Here is a 23,325-nt window from a genome sequence, read left to right as displayed (position 1 = left end):
CTTCAGGAGCCCCGGACGTGCCCCCGTCGGCGTTCTCGGGCCGGTTTCCGGGGTGGGCGCCCGGCGCTCCCCCCGAACCGTTCCGCCTTGGCGCGGGGCTCTGGTGGGTGCGCGCGGTGAACGCCCCGGAGGGCCCGGCGCGGACGCGGACCGGCCCCGGCCGCGCGCGTGGCGCGACCGGGGCCGGAACCCGTTCGTCCTCGTCAGCAGCTGGAGCAGCAGCCGCACCCAGGGCCGGTGCAGCCGCCGCAGCAGCCGCAACCCCCGGCCGCGGGCCGCTCCGCCGCCGTGCTCTCTACCGCCATGATTGACCTCCCCGTGTCGAGCGGTCCTACCCGCTCCCGAAGGTATTTCGCCCTCACCGTGCGCCCTGCCGCTGCGCAGCGGAAGTACCCTCACCCGATCGCGGAGTGCAGATCACCACTGAGTAGCACTGCGTGGTCACCGGGCTGAGCGTTCCGGCGACACCGGGGTCACTCGGACAGCTCGTCCAGCGCCCGCTGAGCCGCCTCCAGCTCGGACCGCAGCTGCTCGACGCGGGCGAGGTGCTTCTCCCGCGCCGCCGCGAGCACGCCCTCGACCGCCTCGTGCACCTCGGGCAGCAGCGACCGGGCCGCCTGGGCGACCAGCGCGGCGGAGATGGGCGCCGCGCGCAGGGTGCGCTTGCTGCCGCTCTGCACGTCCACGGTCCACTCGCCGTCGGCGGTGGAGTTGAGCGTGACCGTCACCTCGACGCCCCTGGCGGGCTTCTTCGGCGCGGGCTTCGCGGCGGGCTTGGGCTTCGGGGGCGGTTCGGGCGTGTAGATGTGCTCGACCGGGGTCGGCTCCACCGACGTCTCCGCCGCCGGGGTGGCGACGGGGGGCGGCGGGGGCGGGGCGGGCTCCTTCTTGCGGGGGGCGGGCTTCTCCAGGGTCAGCTCGGCCGGGGAGAAGGACAGCTCGTCCCTGGCCCCGGTCGGGCGGACCTGGATGAAATCGCCCTCCGGCGGGTCGGTGAGCGCCAGCACCTTGGCCGACTTGCCCGCCTCCATCCCCACCGCCGAGGCGGTGAACCACACCGGGGGCTGCCGACCCGCGTCGAGTTCAGCCCGCAGGTGGTCGAGGTCCTCGGGGGACAGACTCTGCTTGGCCTTGGCCATCGGCACCTCCACTGATCAACTTCTTCGGGGTGCAGCTTGCCCTACGGCACCGACATTCCCGGCGGGTGGCTGCCCCTCGCGCACGCGGGGACACCACTGTGCGACCGGGTGACTGCGGAGCGCAAGGAGGCGGTTGGCTTTGCGGCGCAAGGGAAATCGCGCCGGGTGGCGGCGGTGGGGCCGCGGACGGCGGCCGAGTCCACAGTGGATGATCACCCGCGTGCGGCGGCCAGGCTCGCGGTCGGGCCCCGCTCAGCCCTCGCCCGCGCCTGTGCACGCGCCGTCGCCGTCGTCCCCGCGCTCGTCCCCGACCCCGTCCTCGTCGTCGACGCGGAGCCGGTACTCGCACCCGTACTCGACGGCGTAGTGCAGGTCGTAGTGGTGCACGATCTTGGGCCCGCCGTGCAGGTGCACGTGCTTGACGGTCGGCCGCGGCTCGGGCCGTGGCCGCGCGACCGAGTCGACCCGCCCGTCGAGCGGCCCGCCGACGTACCGGACGACGTAGGAGTCCACCACCCTGCCCACCTCCTCGGGACCGACCGACAACCGGGTCCATGGTACGAGAGGAGCAGCGCCCGATCGACCGCCCGAACCGGACTTCCGCCGGTCGGCGCAACTCGTGCGCGGTCGTGAGCAGGGAGAACGTGGTCAGGGGTGGAGGCGGGGGCGCCGCGTGGCGCTCGCCTGCCCGGCGCCTCGGACGCGCGGTGCGGGCAGCGGGTGGTCGTGGTGGTCGGCCCCGTTGGGTCTCAGCCCCTCACTCGCCGATCTTCTTGGCGGACAGCGTGATCGCGGTCGAGCAGTCCACCACCTGTCCCGCCGGGACGCTCTGCGCGGTGGTCACCCAGTTCCGGTCGTACAGCAGGAGCCGCCCCTGCCCGGTGGCGTCCTCCTCGTGCAGCAGGTAGAGCCCGGCCGCCTGCATGGTGTCCTGCGCGGTCTGGTGGACCACGCCCACGACGTCCGGCACCACGCAGGTCTCGACGGGGGACGGCTCCGGGAGCGGCGCGGGTTCCGCCACGCTGACCGCCGCAGCGCCCACCGAGGTGGCGGACGCGCCCACCGAGGTGGCGGACGCGCCCACCGAGGTGAGCTGAACCGGGGCCGCGCTGGACCGCTCGGCGACCCCGCCCTCCGCCCCGGTGTCCCCGCCGCGCCCGTTCGCCACCAGGCCCAGCACGATCAGCGCCCCGACCACGCCGGCGACCCACAGCCCGACGCGCGGCGACCTCGACCCGTTCGACGGGAACTGCTGGACCACGACGACCTCCTGGTGAGCGGAACACCCGGAGGTCGCGAACGCCCGGACGACCGTTACCGGCGCGGCTTCGGTCCCCGGCGTTCCCGCAGCTCACCACCGCGGGCCCCACCCGATCCAGCGACCCCGCCCGGTGGCGTCCTCCTCACGCGGCGCGGACAGCCCTGCCGCGCGCACCGCCTCCCGCGCGGCCCGGTGCTTCGCGCCCACCACGGCGGGCACGACGTAGGGGTTCTCCAGGGCTCGCTGCGGCTGCGGTTCGCCCCGCGCGGTGCCGCCTCCTGCTTATCGTGAGTCAGCTTCGATTGGAATCCCACACGATCGAGTGGCAGTTCCGCAGATGCCCCTGGTGAGCAAAGAGTGCCCGGAAAAGTCGCTGGCGTCGTCCTGGCGCGGTGTCGACCATCAACTTCTCCGGATCCGGCTCCACCGGGAAGGCCCCGATGAACATCAGCACCACTGCTTCCGACGATGAGGCATTCTCCAGCAACGACGCGCTGCGGATCACCTATGACGCCATGGCGGATGCCTGGCACGCCATGTTGACAGACCGCACACACTCGGACACACACGGCCAGAACTGGGACGACGTCGGCGTTCTCGACGGACCGGAGGCAGTCGGGCGGCGCAAGATCCTGGCGTTCGGAGTGCACACGGCGTCGCACTCCGCCATCGCCGCGCTGCACAACCTGAAAATCGTCGGGCCGATGTACCCGCACGCGACCCACGAGGAGATCGACGCCAACACGGTCTCCTGGCCTGGCTTCGCCCCGTTCTCCAACCTCCGAGCCGCCCTGGAGGGCTCCTGCACGGCGGCTTGGCTGCTCGATCCCACCGCCGGAAACGCCGAGCGGGCAGTCCGCGCTGCAGCCTTCGGATGGTGGGCGGCCGGAGAGGAGGACTGGGCCACCGAAGCGAAGGCGGATCGCAAGGCGTTCACCGAGCACATCAAGAAGGTGCAGGACGCGGGCATGACGGTGAACAAGAAGGGCGAGGTGGCGCTGGCAGGCTCCACCATCGCGGCGCGGTTCACACACTCCGGCGTCATCAAGGCGGTCCTGGGTACACGCGGTGCGACTCTGTACCGACACCTCAGCGGCGCCAGTCACGTCGCTCCCTGGAAGATCGCGGACTGGATGGACTACGACCTGGCCGCCGAAGGCCGCGGATTGAGCATCTCGACCAAGAGGTACGAGGACCGCCATTTGGAGCTGGCAGCCGACCTCTGCGACGTGCTGCCCATTGCGGGCACCGCCATCGGCGAGTACTACGGCCGGGCCTCGACGACGGACGAACTGCGGACCGCGTGTGAGAAGCACTCGACATGGATCAGGGCCGTCCTCCCCGAGGTGCGAGCGGCGTTGGGACGGCCCTAGAACATCCACCTCACCAAGTCTCCCGACAACCTCAGCAGCCCCGCTTTCCGTGGAAGGACGGGGGCGCTGGCACTCGCCTCCGGCCGCCCCGACGCCCCGGCGGCCTTCACCTCCGGCGAGGCCAACACCTCTTGCCACACCTCGAACGCCGACAACAGCGCCTTGCCCTCGCGGCGGCGCCGCACACAGCCCGCGCACAGCGGCAGGTCACGGGGCAGGTGGTAGCTGGCCTGCGTGCAGCCGCACGCCGGGCACGTCCACGACCGCCACCGCCGATCCGGCGTCCACACCAACAGCGTCTCCGCGTCCGCGAGGTCGTCCGAGACGTCCTCGGTCGGCAACAGCCGGTGCGTCGTCATCGCGTCCCCTCTCGTCCAGCACGCGCTCCGCTTCCCAGCTCTAGCCCCGCTTCCGCGACGGCTGCACCCGAGGCGGCTCCCCCGGCATCTTCGGGTAGTCCGGCGGGTATGGCAGCTCGCCCCTCGGGTCGTTCGCGTACCAGCCCAGCAGCTCCTCGATCCCGAACGCCTCCCCGTCCAGCCCGGCGTGCGGGTCGCCCACGTCCCGCAGGTAGTCCGGCACCGTGCGCACGTCGAACGCCACCGGGTCCGCCTCGCCCAGCGACTCCCACGTCACCGGCGTCGACACGGTCGCGCCCGGCGTTCCCCGCACCGACCACGCGGACGCGATCGTCCGGTCCCGCGCCGCCTGGTTGAAGTCCAGGAACACCTTCCGGCCGCGCTCCTCCTTCCACCACGACGTGGTCGCCAGGTCCGGGGCCCTCCGCTCGACCTCGCGGCCCAGCGCGATCACCGCGTGCCGCACGTCCACGAAGTCCCACTCCGGCCTGATCCGGACCGCCACGTGCACCCCGCGCCCACCGGAGGTCTTCGGGTACCCGGTCATCCCCAGCTCCCCCAGCACCTCCCGCAGCACCCCCGCCACCTCCACCGCCTCGCGGAACCCGGTGCCCGGCTGCGGGTCCAGGTCCACGCGCAGCTCGTCCGGGTGGTCGGTGTCGCCGGCTCGCACGGGCCACGGGTGGAAGTCGAGCGTGCCCAGGTTCGCCGCCCACGCCAGCACCGCCGCCTCGGTCGGCCTGACCTGCTCGGCGGGCCTGCCGGACGGGAAGCGCACGCCGACCGTCCGCACCCACTCGGGCGCGCCCTTCGGCACCCGCTTCTGGTAGAACGCCTCCCCCGCCACCCCGTCGACGAACCGCTTCAACGTCGTCGGCCGGTCGCGCAGCACCGCGAGCAGCGGTTCCGCGACGGCCAGGTAGTACTCGACCACCTGCCGCTTCGTGATGCCCCGCTCGGGGAAGTAGACCTTGTCCGGGTTGGACACCCGCACCACGCGCTCGCCGACGGTGAGTTCCAGAGCCTGGGCCACGGCCGGAGCGTAGCGGCGGGGACCGACAGCGGCGCGGCGGAAGATCCAGGCCGGAGGTCGAGGGGCCGAAGATCCGGGCCGCAGGATCGAGGGGCCGAAGATCGGAGGCCGAAGCCGGGACCTTGCCGCCCCGGCGACCCCGTCCTACGTTGGACGGCCGGGGAGCCCAACGACGGGAAGGCCGCGACCGTGGACCTGAGCCTGTCCGCCGAGCACCGGCAGCTGCGCGAGGTGGCCAGGGAGTTCACCGCCGACCGGATCACCCCGCACGCCGCCCGCTGGGACCGCGACGAGTCCATCGACCGCGACCTGGTCCCCGCGCTGGGCAAGATCGGGTTCCTGGGCATCGGCGTCCCCGAGGAGCACGGCGGCAGCGGCGGCGACCACCTCGCGTACTGCCTGGTCCTGGAGGAGCTGGCGGCGGGCGACTCGGCGGTGCGCGGCATCGTGTCGGTGTCGCTGGGCCTGGTCGCGAAGACCATCGCGCGGGCGGGCGCGGACGCGCAGCGCGAGCGCTGGCTGCCGGGGCTGTGCTCCGGCGCGCTGCTGGGCTGCTTCGCGCTCACCGAACCGGACACCGGCTCGGACGCGGGCTCGCTCGCCGCGTCGGCCACGCGCGTCGCGGGCGGCTGGCGGCTGAGCGGCCGGAAGGTCTTCATCACCAACGGCACCTGGGCGGACGTGGCGCTGGTCTTCGCCCGCACCGGCGGCCCCGGCCCGCGCGGTGTCACCGCGTTCCTGGTCCCCACCGACTCCCCCGGCTTCACCGCGCGCGAGATCCGGGGCAAACTCGGGATGCGCGGCCAGGCCACCGCCGAGCTGCTGCTCGACGACGTCCCCGTGCCCGACGACGCGCTGCTCGGCGAGGAGGGCGGCGGCTTCGCGCTGGCGATGGCCGCGCTCGACCGGGGCCGCATGTCGGTGGCCGCCGGGTGCGTCGGCGCGGCGCGGGGCTCGCTGGAGGCGGCGCTGCGGTACGCGCGGGAGCGCGAGCAGTTCGGCAGGCCCATCGCCGGGTTCCAGCTGGTGCAGGAGCTGCTGGCGGACATGGCCGTGGAGACCGACGCCGCCCGGCTGCTGACCTGGCGCTGCGCGGACCTGGCCGACCGGGGCGAGCCGTTCCGCACCGAGGCGTCCATGGCGAAGCTGTACGCGAGCGAGGCGTCGGTGCGGGTGGCCGACCGGGCGGTGCAGGTGCTGGGCGGGTACGGCTACCTCGACGACCACCCGGTGGCCAAGCACCTGCGGGACACCAGGGTCACCACGCTGTACGAGGGCACCAGCCAGATCCAGAGGCTGCTGATCGGCAGGGCGCTGACCGGGGTCAGCGCGTTCACCTGAGGGCGAAGGCCCGCTTGGGAGGCAAACGGATGGACTTCGCGCTCGACGAGGAGCAGACGCAGGTCCGGGACTGGGTCCGGGAGTTCGTGCGCCGGGAGATCACGCCGCTGGAGCCGGAGGTGCTGCGGCGCGAGCGGGCAGGGCAGCCGGGGCTCACCGGCGACGAGCTGGCCGAGCTCCAGGCCAAGGCCCGCGCGTCGGGGTTCTTCGGCGTGCTCACGCCGCAGGAGTACGGCGGGATGGGGCTGGGCGCGGTGATGGCGGCGCTGCTGGAGACCGAGCTGGGGCGCTCGTTCGTGCCGTTCCGGTTCGGCGGCTACGCCGACAACATCCTGTTCCACGGCAACGAGGAGCAGAAGGAGCGCTACCTGCTGCCGACCATCTCCGGCGAGCGGGTGTCGTGCTTCGCGATCACCGAGCCGGGCGCGGGGTCGGACGCGAAGGCGATCCGCACGTCCGCGCGCCGCGACGGCGACGACTGGGTGATCAGCGGCGAGAAGACGTTCATCACCGGCGGGCACGAGGCGGACTTCACCATGGTGTTCGCGGTGACCGACCGGGAGAGGGGCGCCGACGGCGGCGTCACCTGCTTCCTGGTGGACCGGGACATGGGGTGGCGCTCGGAGCCGATCTCCACGATGGGCCAGTGGGGTCCGGCGGCGCTGGTGTTCGACGAGGTGCGGGTGCCGTCGGAGAACGTGCTGGGCGAGGTCGGCGGCGGGTTCCGGCTGGCCATGCAGTGGATCGGGCAGGGGCGGTACCTGCTGCCCGCGCGGGCGCTCGGGTCGTGCGAGCGGCTGGTGGAGATGGCGGTCGAGCAGGCCAGGAACCGGGTCACGTTCGGCAAGCCCATCGCCGAGTACCAGGCGATCCAGTGGATGATCGCCGACTCCGCGGTGGAGGTGGAGGCGCTGCGGTGGCTGGTGCTGCACGCGGCGTGGCTGGTCGACCAGGGCGTGGACTCGCGGCACGCGCAGTCGATCGCGAAGCTGTACGGCGGGGTGAAGGCGAACGAGATCGTGGACCGGGTGCTCCAGATCCACGGCGGCATGGGCTACACGCGGGAGCTGCCGGTGGAGCGGTGGTACCGGGAGCTGCGGCTGCTGCGGATCTACGAGGGCACGGACGAGATCCAGCGGCGCACGATCGCGCGGAACCTGCTGAAGGGGCACGCGAAGGTCACCGGCTCGCTGGGGTGACGGCGGGCGGGCGGGCCGGGGACGGTCCGCCCGCGCTCCCGCCGGCGATCCGGCTCCGGGACTCGGCTCCGGGACTCAGCTCCGGGGCCCGGCCCCGACCTCGGCGACCAGCTGCACCCGCACCCGCTCCAGGTGCGCCCGCATGACCTCGGCGGCCCGCGCGCCGTCGCCGGCCTCGACCGCGTCGACCAGCGCCTCGTGGTCGTCCAGCGACGCGGTCTGGTGCGGCGGGTCGTCGCGCAGCGCGCTGCGCAGCAGCACCACCCGCTGCTGGACCAGCCGCACCTGCTCGGCGATCCGGGGGCTGGCGGCGGCGTCGAGCAGGGCGTTGTGGAAGGCCAGGTCCAGCCGGTGCGGGAACCGCTCGCCCGCCCGGTGGCTGCGCCGGGACTCGGCGCACACGGCGCGCATCGCGGTCACGTCCGCCTCGGAGCGCCGGGCCGCGGCGAGCCCGGCGGCGGCGCACTCCAGCGCCGTGCGCAGCTCGAACAGCAGGGTGACCTCGGTGGCGTCGGCGACGGGCACGTACGCGCCCCGGTTGGGGACGAGCACCAGCAGCCCCTCGGACGCCAGCTGCCGGATCGCCTCGCGCACCGGCCCCCGGCTGATGCCCAGCCTCGCCGCCAGCTCGACCTCGTTGACCCGCTGACCTGCGGACACCTCGCCCGACAGGACGATCTCGCGCAGGGCGTCCACGGTCTGCCCGGTCAGCCCCAGCGGGATCGGCGGTGTCACGGAAGTCTCTCTAGCACATGGCCCTCCCGTGCTGTTAACTGCCAACAGTTGACAGCTTGGGCCGGACGGCCCAGCGAGGAGGGCGGGACATGGCGCACGAGCTGGTCGCCGAGGTGTGGCGCGGCGATTTCCTGGAGTCGGTGCACCACGGCTCGGTCGTCGCCCTGGCCCCGTCCGGGACGGCGGTGCTCTCGGTCGGCTCGCCCGACGAGGTCTGCTACCCCCGGTCCTCGAACAAGCCGGTCCAGGCGCTCGCGATGCTGCGCAACGGCCTCGACCTGGACCGCGAGCTGCTCGCGCTGGCCTGCGCCAGCCACTCCGGCGAGGACTTCCACGTCGACGGCGTGCAGCGGATCCTGTCGGGCGCGGGCCTCGGGTTCGACGACCTGCGCTGCACGCCCGGCCTGCCGATCGGCGAGCGCGCCCTGGTCGCGCACCACGCGCTGGGCCGGGGCGCCGAGCCGAAGTACATGAACTGCTCGGGCAAGCACGCGGCGATGCTGGCGACCTGCGTGGCCAACGGGTGGTCCACCGCCGACTACCTCGACCCGGCCCACCCGCTGCAGACCGCGATCGCCACGACCCTCGCGGAGCTGGCGGGCGAGCCGGTGGGCGCGGTCGGCGTCGACGGGTGCGGCGCGCCGCTGCTCGGGATCGGCCTCACCGGGCTGGCCAGGGCGTTCGGCGCGATCGCCGCCGCAGAGCCGGGCACGCCGGAGCACCGGGTCGCGACCGCCATGGGCGGCCACCCGGAGTGGGTCGGCGGCACCGGGCGGGACGTGACGGCGCTGATGCGCGCGATCCCCGGCTCGGTCGCCAAGGACGGCGCGGAGGGCGTGTACGCGATCGGGCTGCCGGACGGCTCGGCGGCGGCCTGCAAGATCGCCGACGGGTCCAGCCGGGCCAGGACCGTGGTGCTGGCGGCGGCGCTGCGCGCGCTGGGCGTGGACGTGCCGCGGGAGCTGGCCTCCGTCCCGGTGCTCGGGCACGGCGAGCCGGTGGGCGCGATCCGCCCGGCCTTCGCCCCCGTCCCGGCCTGAGGACCACGGCGTCCGCGCGCTCCCGCTGGGGGTGAGCGCGCGGACGCCGGCCCGACCACCGGGAGCCACTGCCCGGTGAAATCACCACCCGCCGGGGCACGCTCGCGGAGCAGCGGCGAGCACCCGCCGGGAGCAGCGCCGACGACGCCGCCCGGAGCCGGCGACACGCCCGCCGACCAGCGGCGACGCCTCCGCCGCCACCCGTCCGGGGGCCGGGTCCCCGACGGGTTGCCCCGCTCCCGAACCGCTCCTCCGGCTCACTGGCGCGCGATCGTCCCGGCACTACCCTGTGCGCATGGCCAGCGCGCACGCCGCCGACTCACCCGACGACCTGCCGTCGACCAGCGTCGACGACGAGCTGATCGGCCTCGACCCGGACGACCCCGAGACCAGGGCGTTCGCCGCGCACCTCGACCGGATGCGCAGGGAGCACCCCACCTACACCGTCGAGGGCTCGCTCGCGGGCGTGTCCGACTTCGCCGACTCGGCCAACCGCGCGGGCGGTCTGCGCAGGCAGGGGGCGGTGCTGATCGTGGTGCTGATCCTGCTCGGCGCGGGCGCGGGCGTCTGGTACAGCCTCGGCGACATCATCGCGACCCTGTTCGACTAGCGGGCGCGGGCGAGGTCCGGGTTCGCGCGGGGAGCGGCCCCGACCGGCGGCCGGTCCGACCGGCGGGCCCCCGCGCCGGGCTCGACTAAAATCACCGTCATGGAACCTGTCACCGGCACCACCCCGAAGGTGGTCCACTCCGAGCTGGAGTGGCGGGAGATCCTGACCCCGAAGGAGTACGCGGTGCTGCGCGAGGCAGGCACCGAACCCGCGTGGGTCGGGGAGTACACCGACACCAAGTCCGAGGGCGTGTACGACTGCCGGGCGTGCGGCGCGGAGCTCTTCCGCAGCGACACCAAGTTCGACTCGCACTGCGGCTGGCCCTCGTTCTTCTCGCCGCTCGCGGCGGACCGCGTCATCCTGCGCGAGGACCGGGCGCTCGGCATGGTCCGCACGGAGGTGCTCTGCTCCGCCTGCCACAGCCACCTGGGCCACGTGTTCGAGGGCGAGGGGTACGCGACGCCCACCGATCAGCGCTACTGCATCAACTCGATCAGTTTGCGTCTGGTCGAGAAGCCCTCGGTCTAGCAGACTGGACCGCGCTACTCACTCGGGACGTCGAGAGCGTTGGAGGGGTCATGCGCGTGTTCAAGGGGACTGACGGCGAGGGTTCGAGCGGCGTCGACGGGGGTTCTTCCTCCTGACGCGCCACGGCGCCGCACCGGGCGGGCCTCGGACCTCAAGGCTTGCCCAACTCACTTGTGACCGGTGTGGCGCAGCGCACACGATTGCCCCGGAACACCGCTGACCGGCTGACGGTCGGAGGTTCACGAGGGGGTGGTTCGTGATGCGTCCGTGGGGGCTTTCGGGCCCGGAGTTCTTGGAGCTGTACTGGATCGCGCTGGGCGTCGCGCTGGCGCTGGCGGTCCTGACGAGGTGGTGGCTGCGGGGGACGCGGGGAGCGGACCCCGCAGCCGCGCTCACGCTGCCCGAGCTGGCCTACCTGGTCGGCGGCCCGCTGCGGGCGGCCGAGGTGGCCACGGCGGCGCTGCTCGACGCGGGCGCGCTGCGACCGGGCCGGAACCGGACGGTGAGCCGGGTCAAGGGCGCCAGGCCGGGCAACCCGGTGGAGGCCGCCGTGCTCGCCGACGCGGCCCGCTACGAGCGGCGCACCCTTCCGCTGCTGCTCACGTCCGTCGCGGACGGCCCCGCCGTGCGGGAGGTGGAGCGGCGGCTGGTCCTGGCCGGGCTGCTCATCTCCCCCGAGCGGGCGAGGAAGTGGTTGCGGATCGGCGTGCTGCCGATGCTGCTGGTCGCGCTCGTGGGGGTCGTGCGCTGGGTCAACGGGGTGCGGATCGACGCCCCCGTCGGCTGGCTGACCCTCCAGCTGCTGCTCACCGCCGTGCTGGTGTTCGTGCTGGGCACGAGGTTCCTGCCGAGGAGGACCGCGCGGGGCGTCGCGCTCGTCGCGGACGCGCGCACCAGGGGCCTGGTCGGCGGCTGGGGCGCGTTCGGGCCGACGTCGCCCGCCGTGGAGGCGGTGCTGTTCCACGGGTTCTCGGCGCACCCGGACGCGGAGGTGCGCAACGCGGTCCGGCCGACGGCGCGCTCGCGCAGCTGGGCGTCCAGCGGTGGCGGCACGGCGGGCGTGGCCTACTACGGCGGGTTCGACGGCGGCTCCGGCAGCTCCGGGGGCGGGGACGGCGGCGGGGGTGGAGGCTGCGGCGGCGGGGGCGGTGGTGGCTGCGGTGGCGGCGGGAGCAGCTGAAACGCCCCGGCGCGCCTGCCGGGGCTCCTAGTCTGGTCGCATGACCGACGCGGTGTTCGCCCTGGTGCTCGGCGTCCTGCTCCTCGGCGCGGTGGTGGTCGGCGCGCGGCTCAAGCGGGTCGCCGGGACACCGCCGCGCCGGGCGCCGACCTTCGAAGAGGTCGGGTACCTGGCCGGAGGGCCGGTGCGGGCGGCCGAGGTGGCGCTGGCCTCGCTGGTGGCGCAGAACCGGGCGCGGGTGTCCGGTGGGCGCGCGGCGGCGGTCGGCACGCCCGAGGAGCGGGAGGAGCCGACCGCGCTGGCGGCGGAGCTGCTGGGCGCGCTCGGCGACCGGCCGCGCGGGCTGGACGAGCTGCTGCTGGGCGCGGCGTCCTCCGCCCCGGCGCGGGCCATCGGGCGGGAGCTGGTGCGCGGCGGGCTGCTCGTGCCGCCGCGCGCCCGGTTGCGGCGGGCCGCCTTGAGCGTGGTCCCGCTGGTCGTCCCGGCGGCGCTCTCGGCGTTCCGGCTGGGCGCGGTCGGGGTCGTCGGGCTGGCGCTGACCGGCGTCGCGGCCGTGGTGCTGCTGCTGGGCGCTCCCCCGGTGCTCACCCGCGCCGGGTCGCGCGCGCTGGCGGACGCCACCGCCGGGCTCGCCCCGGTCGACGCGGCCGAGCTGGCGGCCCGGTTCGGGCTGGCGTCGGCGGTGCGCGGGTCCGTCCGGGAGGCGCCGGGCGAACAGCCGGTGACGCGGGCGGAGACGGCCGTGTTCGACGGCGAGCGGGCGGAACCGATCGGGGAACCCGAGACGTCCCAGGTCCGGCTGCCCAGGCGCGGGCGCCCCGTCGAGGTGGAGCCGCTGCGCTGGCAGCGGGGCAGCGGTCTGCTCGCCGCGGGCGGTTGGTTCGTCGGCGGGTGGCTGGCCGCGGAGTGGGTGGAGGACTGGGATGGCGACTTCGGCGGCGACGCGGGCTGACGGGCTCACCACCGAGCAGCTGGCCTGCCTGGCCGGTGGGCCTCGGCGGGTCGTGGAGGTGGCGGTGCTCGCGCTGGTGCGGGCGGGCGCGGTGCGGGTCGGGCGGAACGGCGTGGTCAGCGCGGTGAGCGGGGCGTCCCCGCGCACCGGGGCGCAGGCGGCGGTGCTCGCGCACCTCGGGCAGCACCTGGGCAACGTGGTGGAGAAGGCCTCGGACAGCATCGGGGCCCGCGCGGTGCGCGACGAGCTGCTGGCCCTCGGGCTGCTGCGCTCCCCCGCGTTCCAGGAGCGGCTGCGCGCGGCCCGCGTGGTGCTGGTGATGCTGGCCTGCCTGCTCGCGGCCTCGCTCGTGGTGCTGCCCGAGCACTTCGTCGCGAAGCTGGCGCTGCTGGTGGCGCTGCTGCTGGTGCGGTACGGCCTCGGGTTCTGGAAGGGCATGGTCAACGGCCGGGGCCGCGCGGTGCTGCGGGACGCGCCGTCGGCGATCGCCGGGCGGGTCGACTGGTCGGAGCGGGTGATCGCGCTCGTGGGGTTGCAGGGCGGGTTCCAGGGGCGGCCCGCGCACGAGTTCACCGTGGTGCCGGAGAGCGCGGTGCGCACGATGCGCAGGCCGCGCAACGCGGCGAAGGTCGGGGCGGCGACCGGGGGTGGCGCGTACTACGGCGGCGGCGACGGCGGCGTGCACCACGCGGACAGCGGGTGGTCCGGCAGCGGGTGGAGCGACCGGAGCGACGGCGGCGGCGCGGACTCGTCGGGCTGGGGCTCCGATGGCGGCTCGGACTCCGGTTCCGACAGCGGCTCCGGGTGCGGTGGCGGCTGTGGTGGCGGCGGCGACTGAGCTTCCGGTGGACGACGCCCGAGCGGTCCGGGAGTCCCCGAGGGGGACGGCCGCCGAGCGGTGGGAGGGCTGGCGGTGGCGGTGTCGGTGCGGGCCGGGCGGCTGCACGCGGCGGAGCTGCCCGACTGGCCCGAGCGCGTGATCGCGCTGCACGGCCCGCGCGGGCGGCACCGGTCGGCGGGCGCGCACGGGGTGGTGGGCGTCCCGGCGGGCGCGGTGCGGTCGCTGCCCGCTCCCGGTGAGAAGCGCGGGTCCGGTCCCGAGCTGGAGTTCGAGGGCGGGGACGGCGACTCCTCGTGCGGCAGCGGCAGCGGCAGCGGCGGGGACGGCGGCGGCAGCGGCGGCGGTGGGGACGGCGGTGGCGGCGGGGACTGACCCCGCGCGCCGGGACGGGGGAGGACGGGCATGACGAGCGCGGTTCGGGCCGGGCAGCTGCACCCCGAGGAGGTGGCCTGCCTGGTCGGCGGGCCCTGGCGGGTCGCCGAGGTGGCGGTGGCGGCCCTGGCGGTGACCGGGTCGGCGCGGATCTCCAGGGACGGCGTGGTGAGCGCGGTGCTGGGCGGCGGCGCGCGGACCGGGCCGCAGGCCGCCGTGCTGGCGCGCTCCGGGCAGGCGCTCGGCGACGTGGTGGCGGGTGTGGCGGGCGGACCCGAGGCGCGCTCGGTGCCCGCGGAGCTGGTGCGGCGCGGGCTGGTGCGCACACCGGGGCGGCGGCGGGCGGTGTCGCTGGCCCGCCCGCCCGCGCTCCTGGTCGCGGTGCTCGCGGCGGTGTGCGCGTTCGTGCTGGAGGTGCTCGTCCCGGTCGCGCTGGTCGTGCTCGTGGCCGGGGTGGTGCTGAACGTCGTGCTGCTGCTCCAGCGCGGACCGCTGACCAGGGCGGGAAGGCGGGTGCTTCGGCAGGCCCGCGCCGTGCCCCCCGGTGTGCCGGACGGGCAGGAGCGGGTCGTGGCGGCCAGGGGGCTGCTCGGGCGCCACTCGGTGCCCCTCTCGGCGGACGCGCGGAGGTCGCTGGCCGGGGCGGCGAGGCGGCGGGGAGGCAAGCGCTCGGCCGGGGCGTCCGGTGGGGCGGGGTGCGGGAGCGGGCACGGCGGCGGATTCTCGTCGTGCGGCACCGCTTCCGGCTCGGGTGACTCCGGCGGCGGCAGCGGGTGCGGCGGTGGTTGTGGTGGTGGCGGCGGTGACTGACCGGTCGCCGGGACGGGAGGGGAACGTGGTGGAGCGGCTGGGCGTGGGCATCGGCTGGCGGTCCGAGATCGACCTGACGGTGGAGCGGCTGCCCGGCGTCGACTTCGTCGAGGTGGTGGCGGAGAACCTGCGGCCGGGGCGGCTGCCCGAGTCGGTGCGGCTGCTGCGCGAGCGCGGCGTGCCGGTGCTGCCGCACGCGGTGTCGCTCTCGCTCGGCGGGGCCGACCCGGTCGACCCGGCGCGGGTGGCGCACCTCGGGGCGCTGGCCGAGGAGCTGGGCGCGCCGCTGGTCAGCGACCACGTGTGCTTCGTGCGCGCGGGCGGGCTGGACTCCGGGCACCTGATGCCGGTGCCGCGCACCCGCGAGGCGCTGGACGTGCTGGTGGCCAACGTCCGGGCGGCGCAGGCGATGCTGCCCGTGCCGCTGGCGCTGGAGAACGTCGCGGCGCTGCTGGAGTGGCCGGACAGCGAGCTCAGCGAGGGGCGGTTCCTCGCGGAGCTGGTGGAGCGCACCGACTGCCACCTGCTGATCGACGTGGCGAACCTGTACGCGAACGCCCGCAACCTCGGCACGGACGTCGAGCGGTTCCTGGACGAGATCCCGCTGGAGCGGCTGGCGTACGTGCACGTCGCGGGCGGCGAGGAGCACGACGGGGTCTACCACGACACGCACACCGCCGCGGTGCTGCCGCAGGTGCTGGACGTGCTGGCGCGGCTGCGGGAGCGGGTCGACCCGCCGGGCGCGCTGCTGGAGCGGGACGGGGACTACCCGTCGGACGCGGAGCTGGCCGCCGAGCTGGCCGCGATCCGGGCGGTGCTGGGGTGACGGGGCCGCAGCGGGAGCGGTTGGCGGCGGCGCAGGGCGAGCTGCTGCGGGCGCTGCTCGCGGACGGGCCCGCGCCGAGCGGGTTCGACGCGGAGCGGCTGCGGGTGGAGGCCCGGTCGCTGCTGAACAAGCGGCGGTCGGTGGTGGCCGCGATCCGGCCGGACGTCGCCGGGGAGCTGGGCGAGCGGTTCCGGCCGCTGTTCGCCGAGTACGCGCGGGGCAACCCGCGCGGGGATGGCAGCCGGATGCGGGAGGACGCGGCGGCGTTCGCCGAGTGGGCGGTGGCGCGGGGCGAGCTGGCCGCGCCGCGCGCCTCTGCGGGCGAGCGGCGGCGGTGGTGGCGTTTCGGGCGGTGACCACCCACGCGGAAAGCGCTTGCTCACCACGCGCGGGCAACCTCCGGGCCGGGTTGTCGCGTCCTGGGGTCATGCGGAAGTCCTGGGTGGTGCTGCCGGTGCTGCTCGCGCTGGCCGGGTGCGGGGACGCGGGTGGCGGGACCGCCTGCACGCTGATCGGCGCGGTGGCGGGGGTGACCCTGGACGTGGACCTGCCGGGCGCCGGTTCCGGGACGCTGCGGCTGTGCGGGGCGGGCGGCTGCGCCGATCACCCGGTCGAGCTGCGCGACGAGCGGGTCGTGGTGACCACGAGCTGCTCGGGGACCCGGCCGGACGACACCTGCGGGGCGGTGTCCGGGCCGGGGCCGGGGAAGGTCGGTTTCGTCGTGGTCCCGGAGCTGACCGAGGAGCCGGTCACCGCCACGCTGGTGCTGCGCGACGCGGCGGGCGTGGAACTGCTGCGCCACACCGGGGAGCTGCGGCCCCTGGCGACCCGGCCGAACGGTCCGGGGTGCACGCCGGAGGCCGCGCAGGCGGGCGTGTCCGTCGCGGCGGACGGCGCGGTGACCACCCGCTAGCCCGACCGAGCCGGAACCCGCCGGACGTGGTGCCCCTGACATCCCGGAGACCGACCCGCTCGAAGCCGTCGTGGAGCCGCTCTCGGACCGGGCGCTGTTCGTCGTCGCGGCGGACGACAACGGCAGGCTGGCCTCGCCCCGTTCTCCAGCCGGGGCCCTCGGGGCGGCAACCGGACTGGACCGGGCAGCGGGTCAAGGCCGCTCTGGCCTGGTCAGCGGCCCCGGTGTCCGGTGGCGCGGTCAGGTTCACCGCGCCAGAGCACACCCCGGCGTCCCCGGACCGGCGAAGTGCCGCCGCCCGGCCGCTGCGCGCCCGATGTCGATCTCGCTAGCGTCGTTCCCGGTTGAGGGTGCGGGGCTCCTCCCGGCTCGCCGCCGCCCGCACCGGCGCCGCGCCTCCCGCCGCGCGCAGACCGCGCGCGGCGCCGACACGGGAGGTGTCCGGTTGTGACGTGGAGCGGGAAGCGCGGCGCGGTGCTCGTCACCGCGGTCGCGCTGCTGGTGGGCGCGACGGGGGTCGCCTCGGCCGACCAGCGCGGGGACCGCCGGTCAGGCCGGGGTCCGGGGAGCGGACCGAGGTCACGCTGATCACCGGTGACCGGGTGGCGCTGCGCGGTGGCGGGGTCGGCGAGGTCGTGGCCGGGCCGGGGCGCGAGCACCAGGTGTTCCGGACCGTGCTGGCGGGCGGGCGGCTGCACGTGGTGCCGCAGGACGCGGTGCCCGCGCTGGAGTCGGGGAAGCTGGACCCGAGGCTGTTCGACGTGACCGGGCTGGTCGACGCGGGCTACGACGACGCGCGCCGGGACAGCGTGCCGGTGGTCGTCACGCGCGACGGCGACGGGCGGACCTCGGCGCTGGAGGTCCGCCGGGAGCTGCCGCTCGCGGGCGCGGTCGCCGCGCTGGCCCCGAAGTCCGGGGCGGCGTTCCCGGAGCTGCTGGCCGATCCGGGCGTGCGCAAGGTGTGGCTGGACGGGGTGATGCGGCCGAGCCTGGACCGCAGCACGGAGCAGATCGGCGCGCCCGCCGCCTGGGAGGCCGGGTACACCGGCGCGGGCGTGAAGGTCGCGGTGCTCGACACCGGCGTCGACGACGAGCACCCGGAGCTGGCCGGCCGCGAGGTCGCGCGGGCTGACTTCACCGACTCCGCCGAGCACGTGGACGACGTCGGCCATGGCACGCACGTGGCGGCCACGATCGCCTCCACCGGCGGCGCCCACCGAGGTGTGGCCCCGGACGCCGAGCTGCTGGACGGCAAGGTGTGCGTGCTCGACGGCTGCGCCGAGTCCTGGATCCTGGCCGGGATGCAGTGGGCGGTGGAGCAGGGCGCGGCCGTGGTCAACCTGGGCCTGGGCGGCACCGACACGCCCGGTCTCGACCCGGTCGAGGAGGCCGTGGAGTCGTTGTCCGACCGGGCGCTGTTCGTCGTCGCGGCGGGCAACTCGGGCAGGCCGGGCACGATCGGCTCCCCCGGTTCCGCCGACTCGGCGCCGACCGTGGGCGCGGTGGACCGGCGGGACGGGCTCGCCCCGTTCTCCAGCCGGGGCCCGAGCCTGGGCGACAGCGCCGTGAAACCGGACGTGACCGCGCCCGGCGCCGACGTCGTCACCGCCCGCTCCCGGCACGGGATCGAGGGCACGCCGGTGGACGAGGGGCACGTGTCGATGTCCGGCACGTCCATGGCCACCCCGCGCTGACCCCGCACCAGCAGGGCTCCGGCCGGGTGGACGTGGCGCGGGCGCTGGCGCTGGAGGCGTCGGCGGAGCCGTCGAGCCTGGCGCTGGGCGTGCGGGAGTGGCCGCACGACGACGACGAGCCCGTCACCAGGGACCTGGTGTACCGCAACGACTCCGGCGCACCCGTGGTGCTGGACCTGGCGGTGGGCGCGGTCGGCCCGGACAGGAGGCCGACGACCGGCGTGCTCACCGTCGCCCCCACGACGCTGACCGTGCCCGCGGGCGGGACGGCGACGGCGCGGGTCACCGGCGACACCCGCCCGGACGTGCCGAACGGCGCGCACAGCGGCCTGGTCACCGCCTCGTCCGGCGGCGGGGTGCTGGTGCGCACCCCGGTGTCCGTCGAGCGGGCCCAGGAGCGGTACTCGCTCACCGTGCGGCACGTCGGGCGCGACGGCGAGCCCGCCGAGGAGAGCGACACGGCCGTGATCGACCTGGACCAGCCGAGGCCCCGGTACTTCCTCGGCGCGGAGAGCACCGCCACCCTGCCGCCCGGCGAGTACGGGGTCTGGTCCTCGATGTCCACGGCCGGGGGCGGGGCGCTGCTGACCCGGCCCGCGCTGGTGCTGGACCGCGACACCACCCTCACCGTGCACGCGCGCGAGGCCGAGCCGCTGCGGGTGACCCCGCCCGACCCGGCGGCCGAGCCGCTGGTGGGCGGCTACACGATCCACCAGGTCCACGAGGGCCGGGCGATGAGCTACAACTACCTGTTCCCCAGCGGGTTCCCCGAGAAGCTGTGGGTGGGTCGCAACGGCGGCGAGCTGCCCGCCGGGCAGCAGTCCCGGTCGGTGAGCGCCCAGTTCGCGGGCGGGGACGGCTCGTTCTACCGCTTCGGCTGGGAGGAGCCGGGGGTGGGGGCCGGGTTCGTCCGCGAGCCGAGGGCGAGCGAGCTGGCGACCGTGCGCACCACGATCGGCCCCGCTCCCGAGGGGCAGCGGGCCTCGCACGCCGGGAACCCGGTGTTCGGCGACGGCAGCGGGTGGGGCGCGTCCTCGGAGGTGGCCGCGCCGGGCGTCGTCGTCGACCACGTGAACACCGAACCGGGGTGGCGCTGGACGTGCACCCAGAGCGCGGCGGACTTCGCCTGGAGCGCTGGCCAGAGCAGCGGCGACGAGTGCTACCGGGCGGGCCGGGAGCACCGGCGCTCCACCAACGAGCCGGTGTTCGGCCCGGTGCTGGCGGACTGGAGCACCCCGCCGCTGGTGCGCGACGGCGGGCGGCTCCGGCTCTCGCTGTCGCTGTTCGGCGACCGGGCGGGCAACCTGGGCGCGTCGGACACCGCGTCGGCGCGGACCGCGCTGGAGCGCGACGGGAAGCCGGTCGGCGAGAGCGCCTGGCCGGGCAGCGCCGACTTCCCCCTCGCACCGGGCGCGGCGCACTACCGGGTGTCCACCGAGGTGGTGCGGGCCGAGGACGCGTCGGACTTCTCCACGCGGGTCAGCGGCGCGTGGACGTTCCGCGCCGACGTCGGAACGGGCCGCGCCGAGCTGCCGCTGACCCTGGTCCGGTTCACGCCCGCGCTGGACCGCGACGGCGCGGCGCGGGCCGGGTTCTCGCTGCTGCCGCTGGAGCTCCGGCGGGCCGGTGGGGCGAGCGGGCTGCGGTCGCTGACCGTGGAGGCGTCCTACGACGACGGGGCGAGCTGGGCGCGGGCCCCGGTGCTGCCGGGCAGCGCGCTGCTGGTCCTGCCGCGCGACCGGGAGTTCGTGTCGCTGCGGGTCAGGGGCGCGGACGGGGCGGGCAACGGGTTCGAGCAGACGACCCTGCGCGCCTACAAGATCAAGCGTTAGCCGGATCGCGGGGACGCCCCGGCGTGGGCGCCCCCGCGCGGACCTCGCACGACGACGACGGGGAGCTGATCGACGTGACGGGCAGGATTCGGGGCACGGCCGCGCTGGCGGTCGCGGCGCTGCTGGCGGGTGGCGCGGCGGGACCGGTGGCGGCGGCGGGACCGGTGGCGGCGGCGGAAACCGCTGCCGCGCGAGGAGAGGGGACAGCACCGACCGAGGTGGTGCTGCTCACCGGGGACCGGGTCGCCCTGGTGGACGGCCGATTAGCGGGCATCACCCCTGGGGCGGGGCGGGAGCGGATCGCCTTCCACAGCAGCACGTCCGGCGGGCGGGTGCGCGTGGTGCCCGGTGACGCGGCGGCGGCGCTCGCGTCCGGCAAGCTCGACCCGCGCCTGTTCGACGTGACCGCGCTGGCCGCGCGACCGCGCACGGGCGACGGAATCCCGTTGCTCATCACCAAGAACGGCTCGGACGGGCCGCGCGCCACCTCGCTGCGCGCGACCCGCGAGCTGCCCGACGCGCACGCCGTCGCCGCCCGCGCCCCCGAGTCCGGCGCGGCGTTCCCGGAGCTGCTGGCCGACCCCACCGTGCGCAAGGTGTGGCTGGACGCGGCCCTCAAGCCCGCGCTCGACCGCAGCACCGCCCAGATCGGCGCGCCGCAGGCGTGGCAGGCGGGCCTGACCGGCGCGGGCGTGAAGGTCGCGGTGCTCGACACCGGGATCGACGGCGACCACCCCGACCTGCGCGGCAAGGAGGTCGCGCAGGCCAACTTCAGCGAGGAGCCCGACAACGCCGACAACGTCGGCCACGGCACGCACGTCGCCGCGACCATCGCGAGCGGCGACGCGCGCTACCGGGGCGTGGCCCCGGACGCGGAACTGCTCGACGCCAAGGTCTGCGACGTGGAGACCTGCCTGGAGTCCTGGATCATCGCCGGGATGCGCTGGGCCGTCGACCAGGGCGCCGACGTGCTCAACCTCAGCCTGGCCTTCTTCGTCGACGAGCAGGGCGAGAGCCCCCTGGAGGACACGATCGACTCGCTGTCCGCGAGCAGCGGCGCGCTGTTCGTGGTCGCGGCGGGCAACAACGGCCACGCGCCCGGCACGCCCGGTGTGGGCGGCTCGGTCAACACGCCCGGCACCGCCGACGCGGCGCTCACCGTGGGCGCGGTGGAGCGGGACGAGAGCCTGGCGGGCTTCTCCAGCCGGGGTCCTCGGCGCGGTGACGGCGGCGTCAAGCCGGACCTCACCGCGCCCGGCGTGGACATCGTGGCCGCGCGGGCCGGGTCCACCGGACGCGTCGCGAAGTCCGGCACCTCCATGGCGACCCCGCACGCCGTCGGCGCGGCGGCCCTGCTCAAGCAGCGGAACCCGGACTGGTCGGGGCAGCGGATCAAGGCCGCCCTGATGGCCTCGGCGCGGCCGAACCCGGCGCTGCACCCCCTCGGACAGGGCGCAGGCCGGGTCGACGTGCCGCGCGCGCTGGCGCAGACCGTCACCGCCGAACCGGCCACGCTCGCGCTGGGCGTGCGGCGGTGGCCGCACGAGGACGACGAACCGGTCACGGAGGAACTGGTGTACCGCAACGACTCCGCGTCCCCGATCTCGCTGGACCTGACCGTGGAGCAGCACGCGCCGGACGGCACGCCGGTCACGGGCGTCTTCACCGCCTCCCCCGCCGCCCTGACCGTTCCGGCGGGCGGGACCGCCACCACCAGGATCACCGCGACCACCAGGGCCGACACCGGGATCGGCGTGCACAGCGGCACCGTGGTGGCATCGGGCGGGACGACCGCCGTGCGCACCCCGGTGTCCGTCGACCGCGCCGAGGAGCGGCACGACCTGACCATCCGGCACCTCGGCCCGGACGGCGGGCCGAGCGCGGGCAGCTGGACGTTCGTGTCCCGCGTCGACGGCTACCGCGAGGACCGCCTCGGCGGCGGCGAGGGCACGATCTCCCTGCCGCCCGGCGCCTACGCCCTCTCCTCCTTGGTCCGGCACGAGGGCGGCTCGGCCGTGTTCTCCACCCCGCTGCTGGAGCTCGACGGCGACACCACGCTCGTCCTGGACGCCCGCGAGGCCGCGCCGCTGGTGATCACCCCGCCGGAGGCGGGCACCCGTCCCGGACCCGCGAGCATCACCTCGGAGGGGTTCCACGAGGGCAGGCCGAGCGTGACCGGGACGTTCTACCCCGCCGGTTTCCCCGAGGGCCTGCGGATCGGCCGCCTCGAACCCGACGGTCCCCTCGACGAGCAGATCACGTGGATCAACGCCCGGTTCCAGGGCGCCTCGGCGGGCTACCGCTTCGGCTGGCTTCTCGCGGGCGGTTACCCGACCGGCTTCACCCGCGCGCCCGCGCGGAGCGAGCTGGCGACGATCCGCACCGCGATCGGCCCCGTCCCCGCCGGCGCGAGGGCGTCGCTGCGGGGCGGTGTGCCCGCCCCGGACGGCCACGCGGATCACCTCGGGGCGCTGGACGTCCCCGCGCCGGGCGCGCTGGTGGAGCTGGTCACCACCGGGGCGCCGTGGACGTGGGCGTTCACCCAGGATGGCCCTGGTGACTTCTACGCCGCCCGGTCGAGCGGTCCCGAGACGTACCTGGCGGGCCGGACCTACCGGCGCGCGGTGAACACCCCGGTGTTCGCCCCGTCCGCGCGTCCGGGGACGTCCCCGCTGGTCCTGGACGGCGACCGGCTGCGGTTCGAGGTGGCGCTGTTCGGCGACGGCGGCGGCCACACCGGCTACTACGAGGCCACCGAGTCGGCGCGGACCTCGTTGCGCCGCAACGGGGAGCTGGTCGGCGAGAGCGACGAGCCGGGCCGGGTCGGGTTCGCCGTGCCGCCGGGGGCGGCGGACTACCGGGTCGACGCGGAGGCGGTGCGCGCTCCCGAGGGGTCGGACTTCTCCACGCGCACGTCGGGCTCCTGGACGTTCCGCTCCACCGGCGCGCGGGGTGAGCTGCCGCTGACCCTGGTGCGCCCCAAGCCCTCCCTGGACCCGACCGGAGCGGCCAGGCCGGGGCTCTTCCGCGTCCCGCTGGAGTTCCAGCGCCACGGTGGCGCGTCCGGACCGCGCGCGTTCACCGGCGAGGTCTCCTACGACGACGGCGCGACCTGGTCGCAGGCCCGCACGTCCGGGTCCGCGCTCCTGCTGGAGCACCCGCGCGGCAAGCGGTTCGCGTCCCTGCGCGTCACCGGTTCCGACGACGGGGGCAACACCTTCACCCAGACCGTCGTCCGGGCCTACAAGATCAAGGGGTGACGCACGTGTGGCCCGCGGGGAAGCAGG

At 75.6% G+C, this 23,325-nt stretch carries 24 protein-coding genes; 18 read left to right on the top strand and 6 right to left on the bottom strand.

From position 1 onward, the window contains the following. Positions 1 to 473: 473 nt before the first annotated feature. The 3 genes from AMIR_RS42635 to AMIR_RS41560 form a co-directional block, all read right to left on the bottom strand. Entirely contained in the window at positions 474 to 1,151 is a 678-nt protein-coding gene (locus AMIR_RS42635; RefSeq protein WP_280956278.1) for a DUF6319 family protein, read from the bottom strand. A gap of 240 nt (positions 1,152 to 1,391) precedes the next feature. Beyond that, complete coding sequence (locus tag AMIR_RS07910) at positions 1,392 to 1,685, bottom strand: hypothetical protein (RefSeq protein WP_162945079.1); 294 nt, start codon at positions 1,683 to 1,685, stop codon at positions 1,392 to 1,394. 211 nt (positions 1,686 to 1,896) lie between these two features. Then, positions 1,897 to 2,400 carry a hypothetical protein gene (locus AMIR_RS41560; protein WP_015800412.1) on the bottom strand — a complete coding sequence of 168 codons (504 nt, stop codon included), beginning with the start codon at positions 2,398 to 2,400 and terminating at the stop codon, positions 1,897 to 1,899. Positions 2,401 to 2,792: 392 nt separating this feature from the next. Between AMIR_RS41560 and AMIR_RS07900 the strand changes: the two genes are divergently transcribed. Next, positions 2,793 to 3,773: a hypothetical protein gene (locus tag AMIR_RS07900; RefSeq protein WP_015800411.1), complete on the top strand. Its 981-nt coding sequence runs from the start codon at positions 2,793 to 2,795 to the stop codon at positions 3,771 to 3,773. Here AMIR_RS07900 and AMIR_RS07895 read toward each other — a convergent pair. Beyond that, positions 3,770 to 4,132 (bottom strand): hypothetical protein, encoded by a 363-nt coding sequence (locus tag AMIR_RS07895; RefSeq protein WP_015800410.1) that lies wholly within the window; start codon positions 4,130 to 4,132, stop codon positions 3,770 to 3,772. The genes AMIR_RS07900 and AMIR_RS07895 overlap by 4 nt on opposite strands. A gap of 40 nt (positions 4,133 to 4,172) precedes the next feature. Further along, positions 4,173 to 5,165, bottom strand: a complete 993-nt coding sequence (gene ligD / locus AMIR_RS07890) for a non-homologous end-joining DNA ligase (RefSeq protein ID WP_015800409.1) — start codon at positions 5,163 to 5,165, stop codon at positions 4,173 to 4,175. 189 nt (positions 5,166 to 5,354) lie between these two features. Between ligD and AMIR_RS07885 the strand changes: the two genes are divergently transcribed. Further along, positions 5,355 to 6,506: an acyl-CoA dehydrogenase family protein gene (locus AMIR_RS07885; RefSeq protein WP_015800408.1), complete on the top strand. Its 1,152-nt coding sequence runs from the start codon at positions 5,355 to 5,357 to the stop codon at positions 6,504 to 6,506. 29 nt (positions 6,507 to 6,535) lie between these two features. Further along, positions 6,536 to 7,705, top strand: a complete 1,170-nt coding sequence (locus AMIR_RS07880) for an acyl-CoA dehydrogenase family protein (RefSeq protein ID WP_015800407.1) — start codon at positions 6,536 to 6,538, stop codon at positions 7,703 to 7,705. 75 nt (positions 7,706 to 7,780) lie between these two features. Here the strand turns inward: AMIR_RS07880 and AMIR_RS07875 are convergent, their stop codons facing one another. After that, positions 7,781 to 8,440: a GntR family transcriptional regulator gene (locus tag AMIR_RS07875; RefSeq protein WP_015800406.1), complete on the bottom strand. Its 660-nt coding sequence runs from the start codon at positions 8,438 to 8,440 to the stop codon at positions 7,781 to 7,783. A gap of 89 nt (positions 8,441 to 8,529) precedes the next feature. Between AMIR_RS07875 and AMIR_RS07870 the strand changes: the two genes are divergently transcribed. The 15 genes from AMIR_RS07870 (at position 8,530) to AMIR_RS07810 (ending at position 23,298) form a co-directional block, all read left to right on the top strand. After that, on the top strand, positions 8,530 to 9,480 hold the full coding sequence (locus AMIR_RS07870) for an asparaginase (RefSeq protein WP_015800405.1): 951 nt from the start codon (positions 8,530 to 8,532) through the stop codon (positions 9,478 to 9,480). Positions 9,481 to 9,775: 295 nt separating this feature from the next. Further along, positions 9,776 to 10,090, top strand: coding sequence for a hypothetical protein (locus AMIR_RS07865; protein WP_015800404.1), 315 nt, complete (start codon positions 9,776 to 9,778; stop codon positions 10,088 to 10,090). 99 nt (positions 10,091 to 10,189) lie between these two features. Continuing rightward, positions 10,190 to 10,618 (top strand): peptide-methionine (R)-S-oxide reductase MsrB, encoded by a 429-nt coding sequence (gene msrB, locus AMIR_RS07860; protein WP_015800403.1) that lies wholly within the window; start codon positions 10,190 to 10,192, stop codon positions 10,616 to 10,618. 259 nt (positions 10,619 to 10,877) lie between these two features. Next, the gene (locus AMIR_RS07855; RefSeq protein ID WP_015800402.1) at positions 10,878 to 11,798 is read left to right on the top strand and encodes a TIGR04222 domain-containing membrane protein; all 921 of its coding nucleotides are present in this window, start codon (positions 10,878 to 10,880) and stop codon (positions 11,796 to 11,798) included. A gap of 40 nt (positions 11,799 to 11,838) precedes the next feature. Further along, positions 11,839 to 12,750, top strand: a complete 912-nt coding sequence (locus tag AMIR_RS07850) for a TIGR04222 domain-containing membrane protein (protein WP_015800401.1) — start codon at positions 11,839 to 11,841, stop codon at positions 12,748 to 12,750. Beyond that, positions 12,722 to 13,588 carry a TIGR04222 domain-containing membrane protein gene (locus AMIR_RS07845; RefSeq protein ID WP_015800400.1) on the top strand — a complete coding sequence of 289 codons (867 nt, stop codon included), beginning with the start codon at positions 12,722 to 12,724 and terminating at the stop codon, positions 13,586 to 13,588. The genes AMIR_RS07850 and AMIR_RS07845 overlap by 29 nt, the downstream gene beginning before the upstream one ends. A 60-nt stretch (positions 13,589 to 13,648) precedes the next feature. After that, a complete protein-coding gene (locus tag AMIR_RS07840) occupies positions 13,649 to 13,963 on the top strand; it encodes a hypothetical protein (protein WP_041836639.1) in 315 nt (104 codons plus the stop codon). A 30-nt stretch (positions 13,964 to 13,993) separates the two neighbouring features. Further along, positions 13,994 to 14,773, top strand: a complete 780-nt coding sequence (locus tag AMIR_RS07835; RefSeq protein WP_015800398.1) for a TIGR04222 domain-containing membrane protein — start codon at positions 13,994 to 13,996, stop codon at positions 14,771 to 14,773. Then, the gene (locus AMIR_RS07830) at positions 14,766 to 15,599 is read left to right on the top strand and encodes an MbnB/TglH/ChrH family RiPP precursor modification enzyme (protein WP_240438851.1); all 834 of its coding nucleotides are present in this window, start codon (positions 14,766 to 14,768) and stop codon (positions 15,597 to 15,599) included. Before AMIR_RS07835 ends, AMIR_RS07830 begins: the two co-directional genes overlap by 8 nt. Continuing rightward, entirely contained in the window at positions 15,596 to 15,955 is a 360-nt protein-coding gene (locus AMIR_RS38860; protein ID WP_015800396.1) for an SCO6045 C-terminal-like domain-containing protein, read from the top strand. The genes AMIR_RS07830 and AMIR_RS38860 overlap by 4 nt, the downstream gene beginning before the upstream one ends. A 71-nt stretch (positions 15,956 to 16,026) precedes the next feature. Further along, positions 16,027 to 16,512 (top strand): hypothetical protein, encoded by a 486-nt coding sequence (locus AMIR_RS07820; protein WP_015800395.1) that lies wholly within the window; start codon positions 16,027 to 16,029, stop codon positions 16,510 to 16,512. Positions 16,513 to 16,959: 447 nt separating this feature from the next. Continuing rightward, on the top strand, positions 16,960 to 17,100 hold the full coding sequence (locus tag AMIR_RS40045) for a hypothetical protein (protein ID WP_187313493.1): 141 nt from the start codon (positions 16,960 to 16,962) through the stop codon (positions 17,098 to 17,100). 14 nt (positions 17,101 to 17,114) lie between these two features. Beyond that, positions 17,115 to 18,206 (top strand): S8 family serine peptidase, encoded by a 1,092-nt coding sequence (locus AMIR_RS35385; protein ID WP_049796761.1) that lies wholly within the window; start codon positions 17,115 to 17,117, stop codon positions 18,204 to 18,206. A 26-nt stretch (positions 18,207 to 18,232) separates the two neighbouring features. Continuing rightward, positions 18,233 to 20,038 carry a hypothetical protein gene (locus AMIR_RS35380; RefSeq protein WP_049796760.1) on the top strand — a complete coding sequence of 602 codons (1,806 nt, stop codon included), beginning with the start codon at positions 18,233 to 18,235 and terminating at the stop codon, positions 20,036 to 20,038. A 23-nt stretch (positions 20,039 to 20,061) separates the two neighbouring features. After that, positions 20,062 to 23,298 (top strand): S8 family serine peptidase, encoded by a 3,237-nt coding sequence (locus tag AMIR_RS07810; RefSeq protein ID WP_015800394.1) that lies wholly within the window; start codon positions 20,062 to 20,064, stop codon positions 23,296 to 23,298. Positions 23,299 to 23,325: the final 27 nt, after the last annotated feature.

It is taken from the genome of Actinosynnema mirum DSM 43827, from assembly GCF_000023245.1.
Taxonomy (GTDB): Bacteria; Actinomycetota; Actinomycetes; order Mycobacteriales; family Pseudonocardiaceae; genus Actinosynnema; species Actinosynnema mirum.
This window is presented reverse-complemented; position numbering and strand designations above follow the sequence as displayed.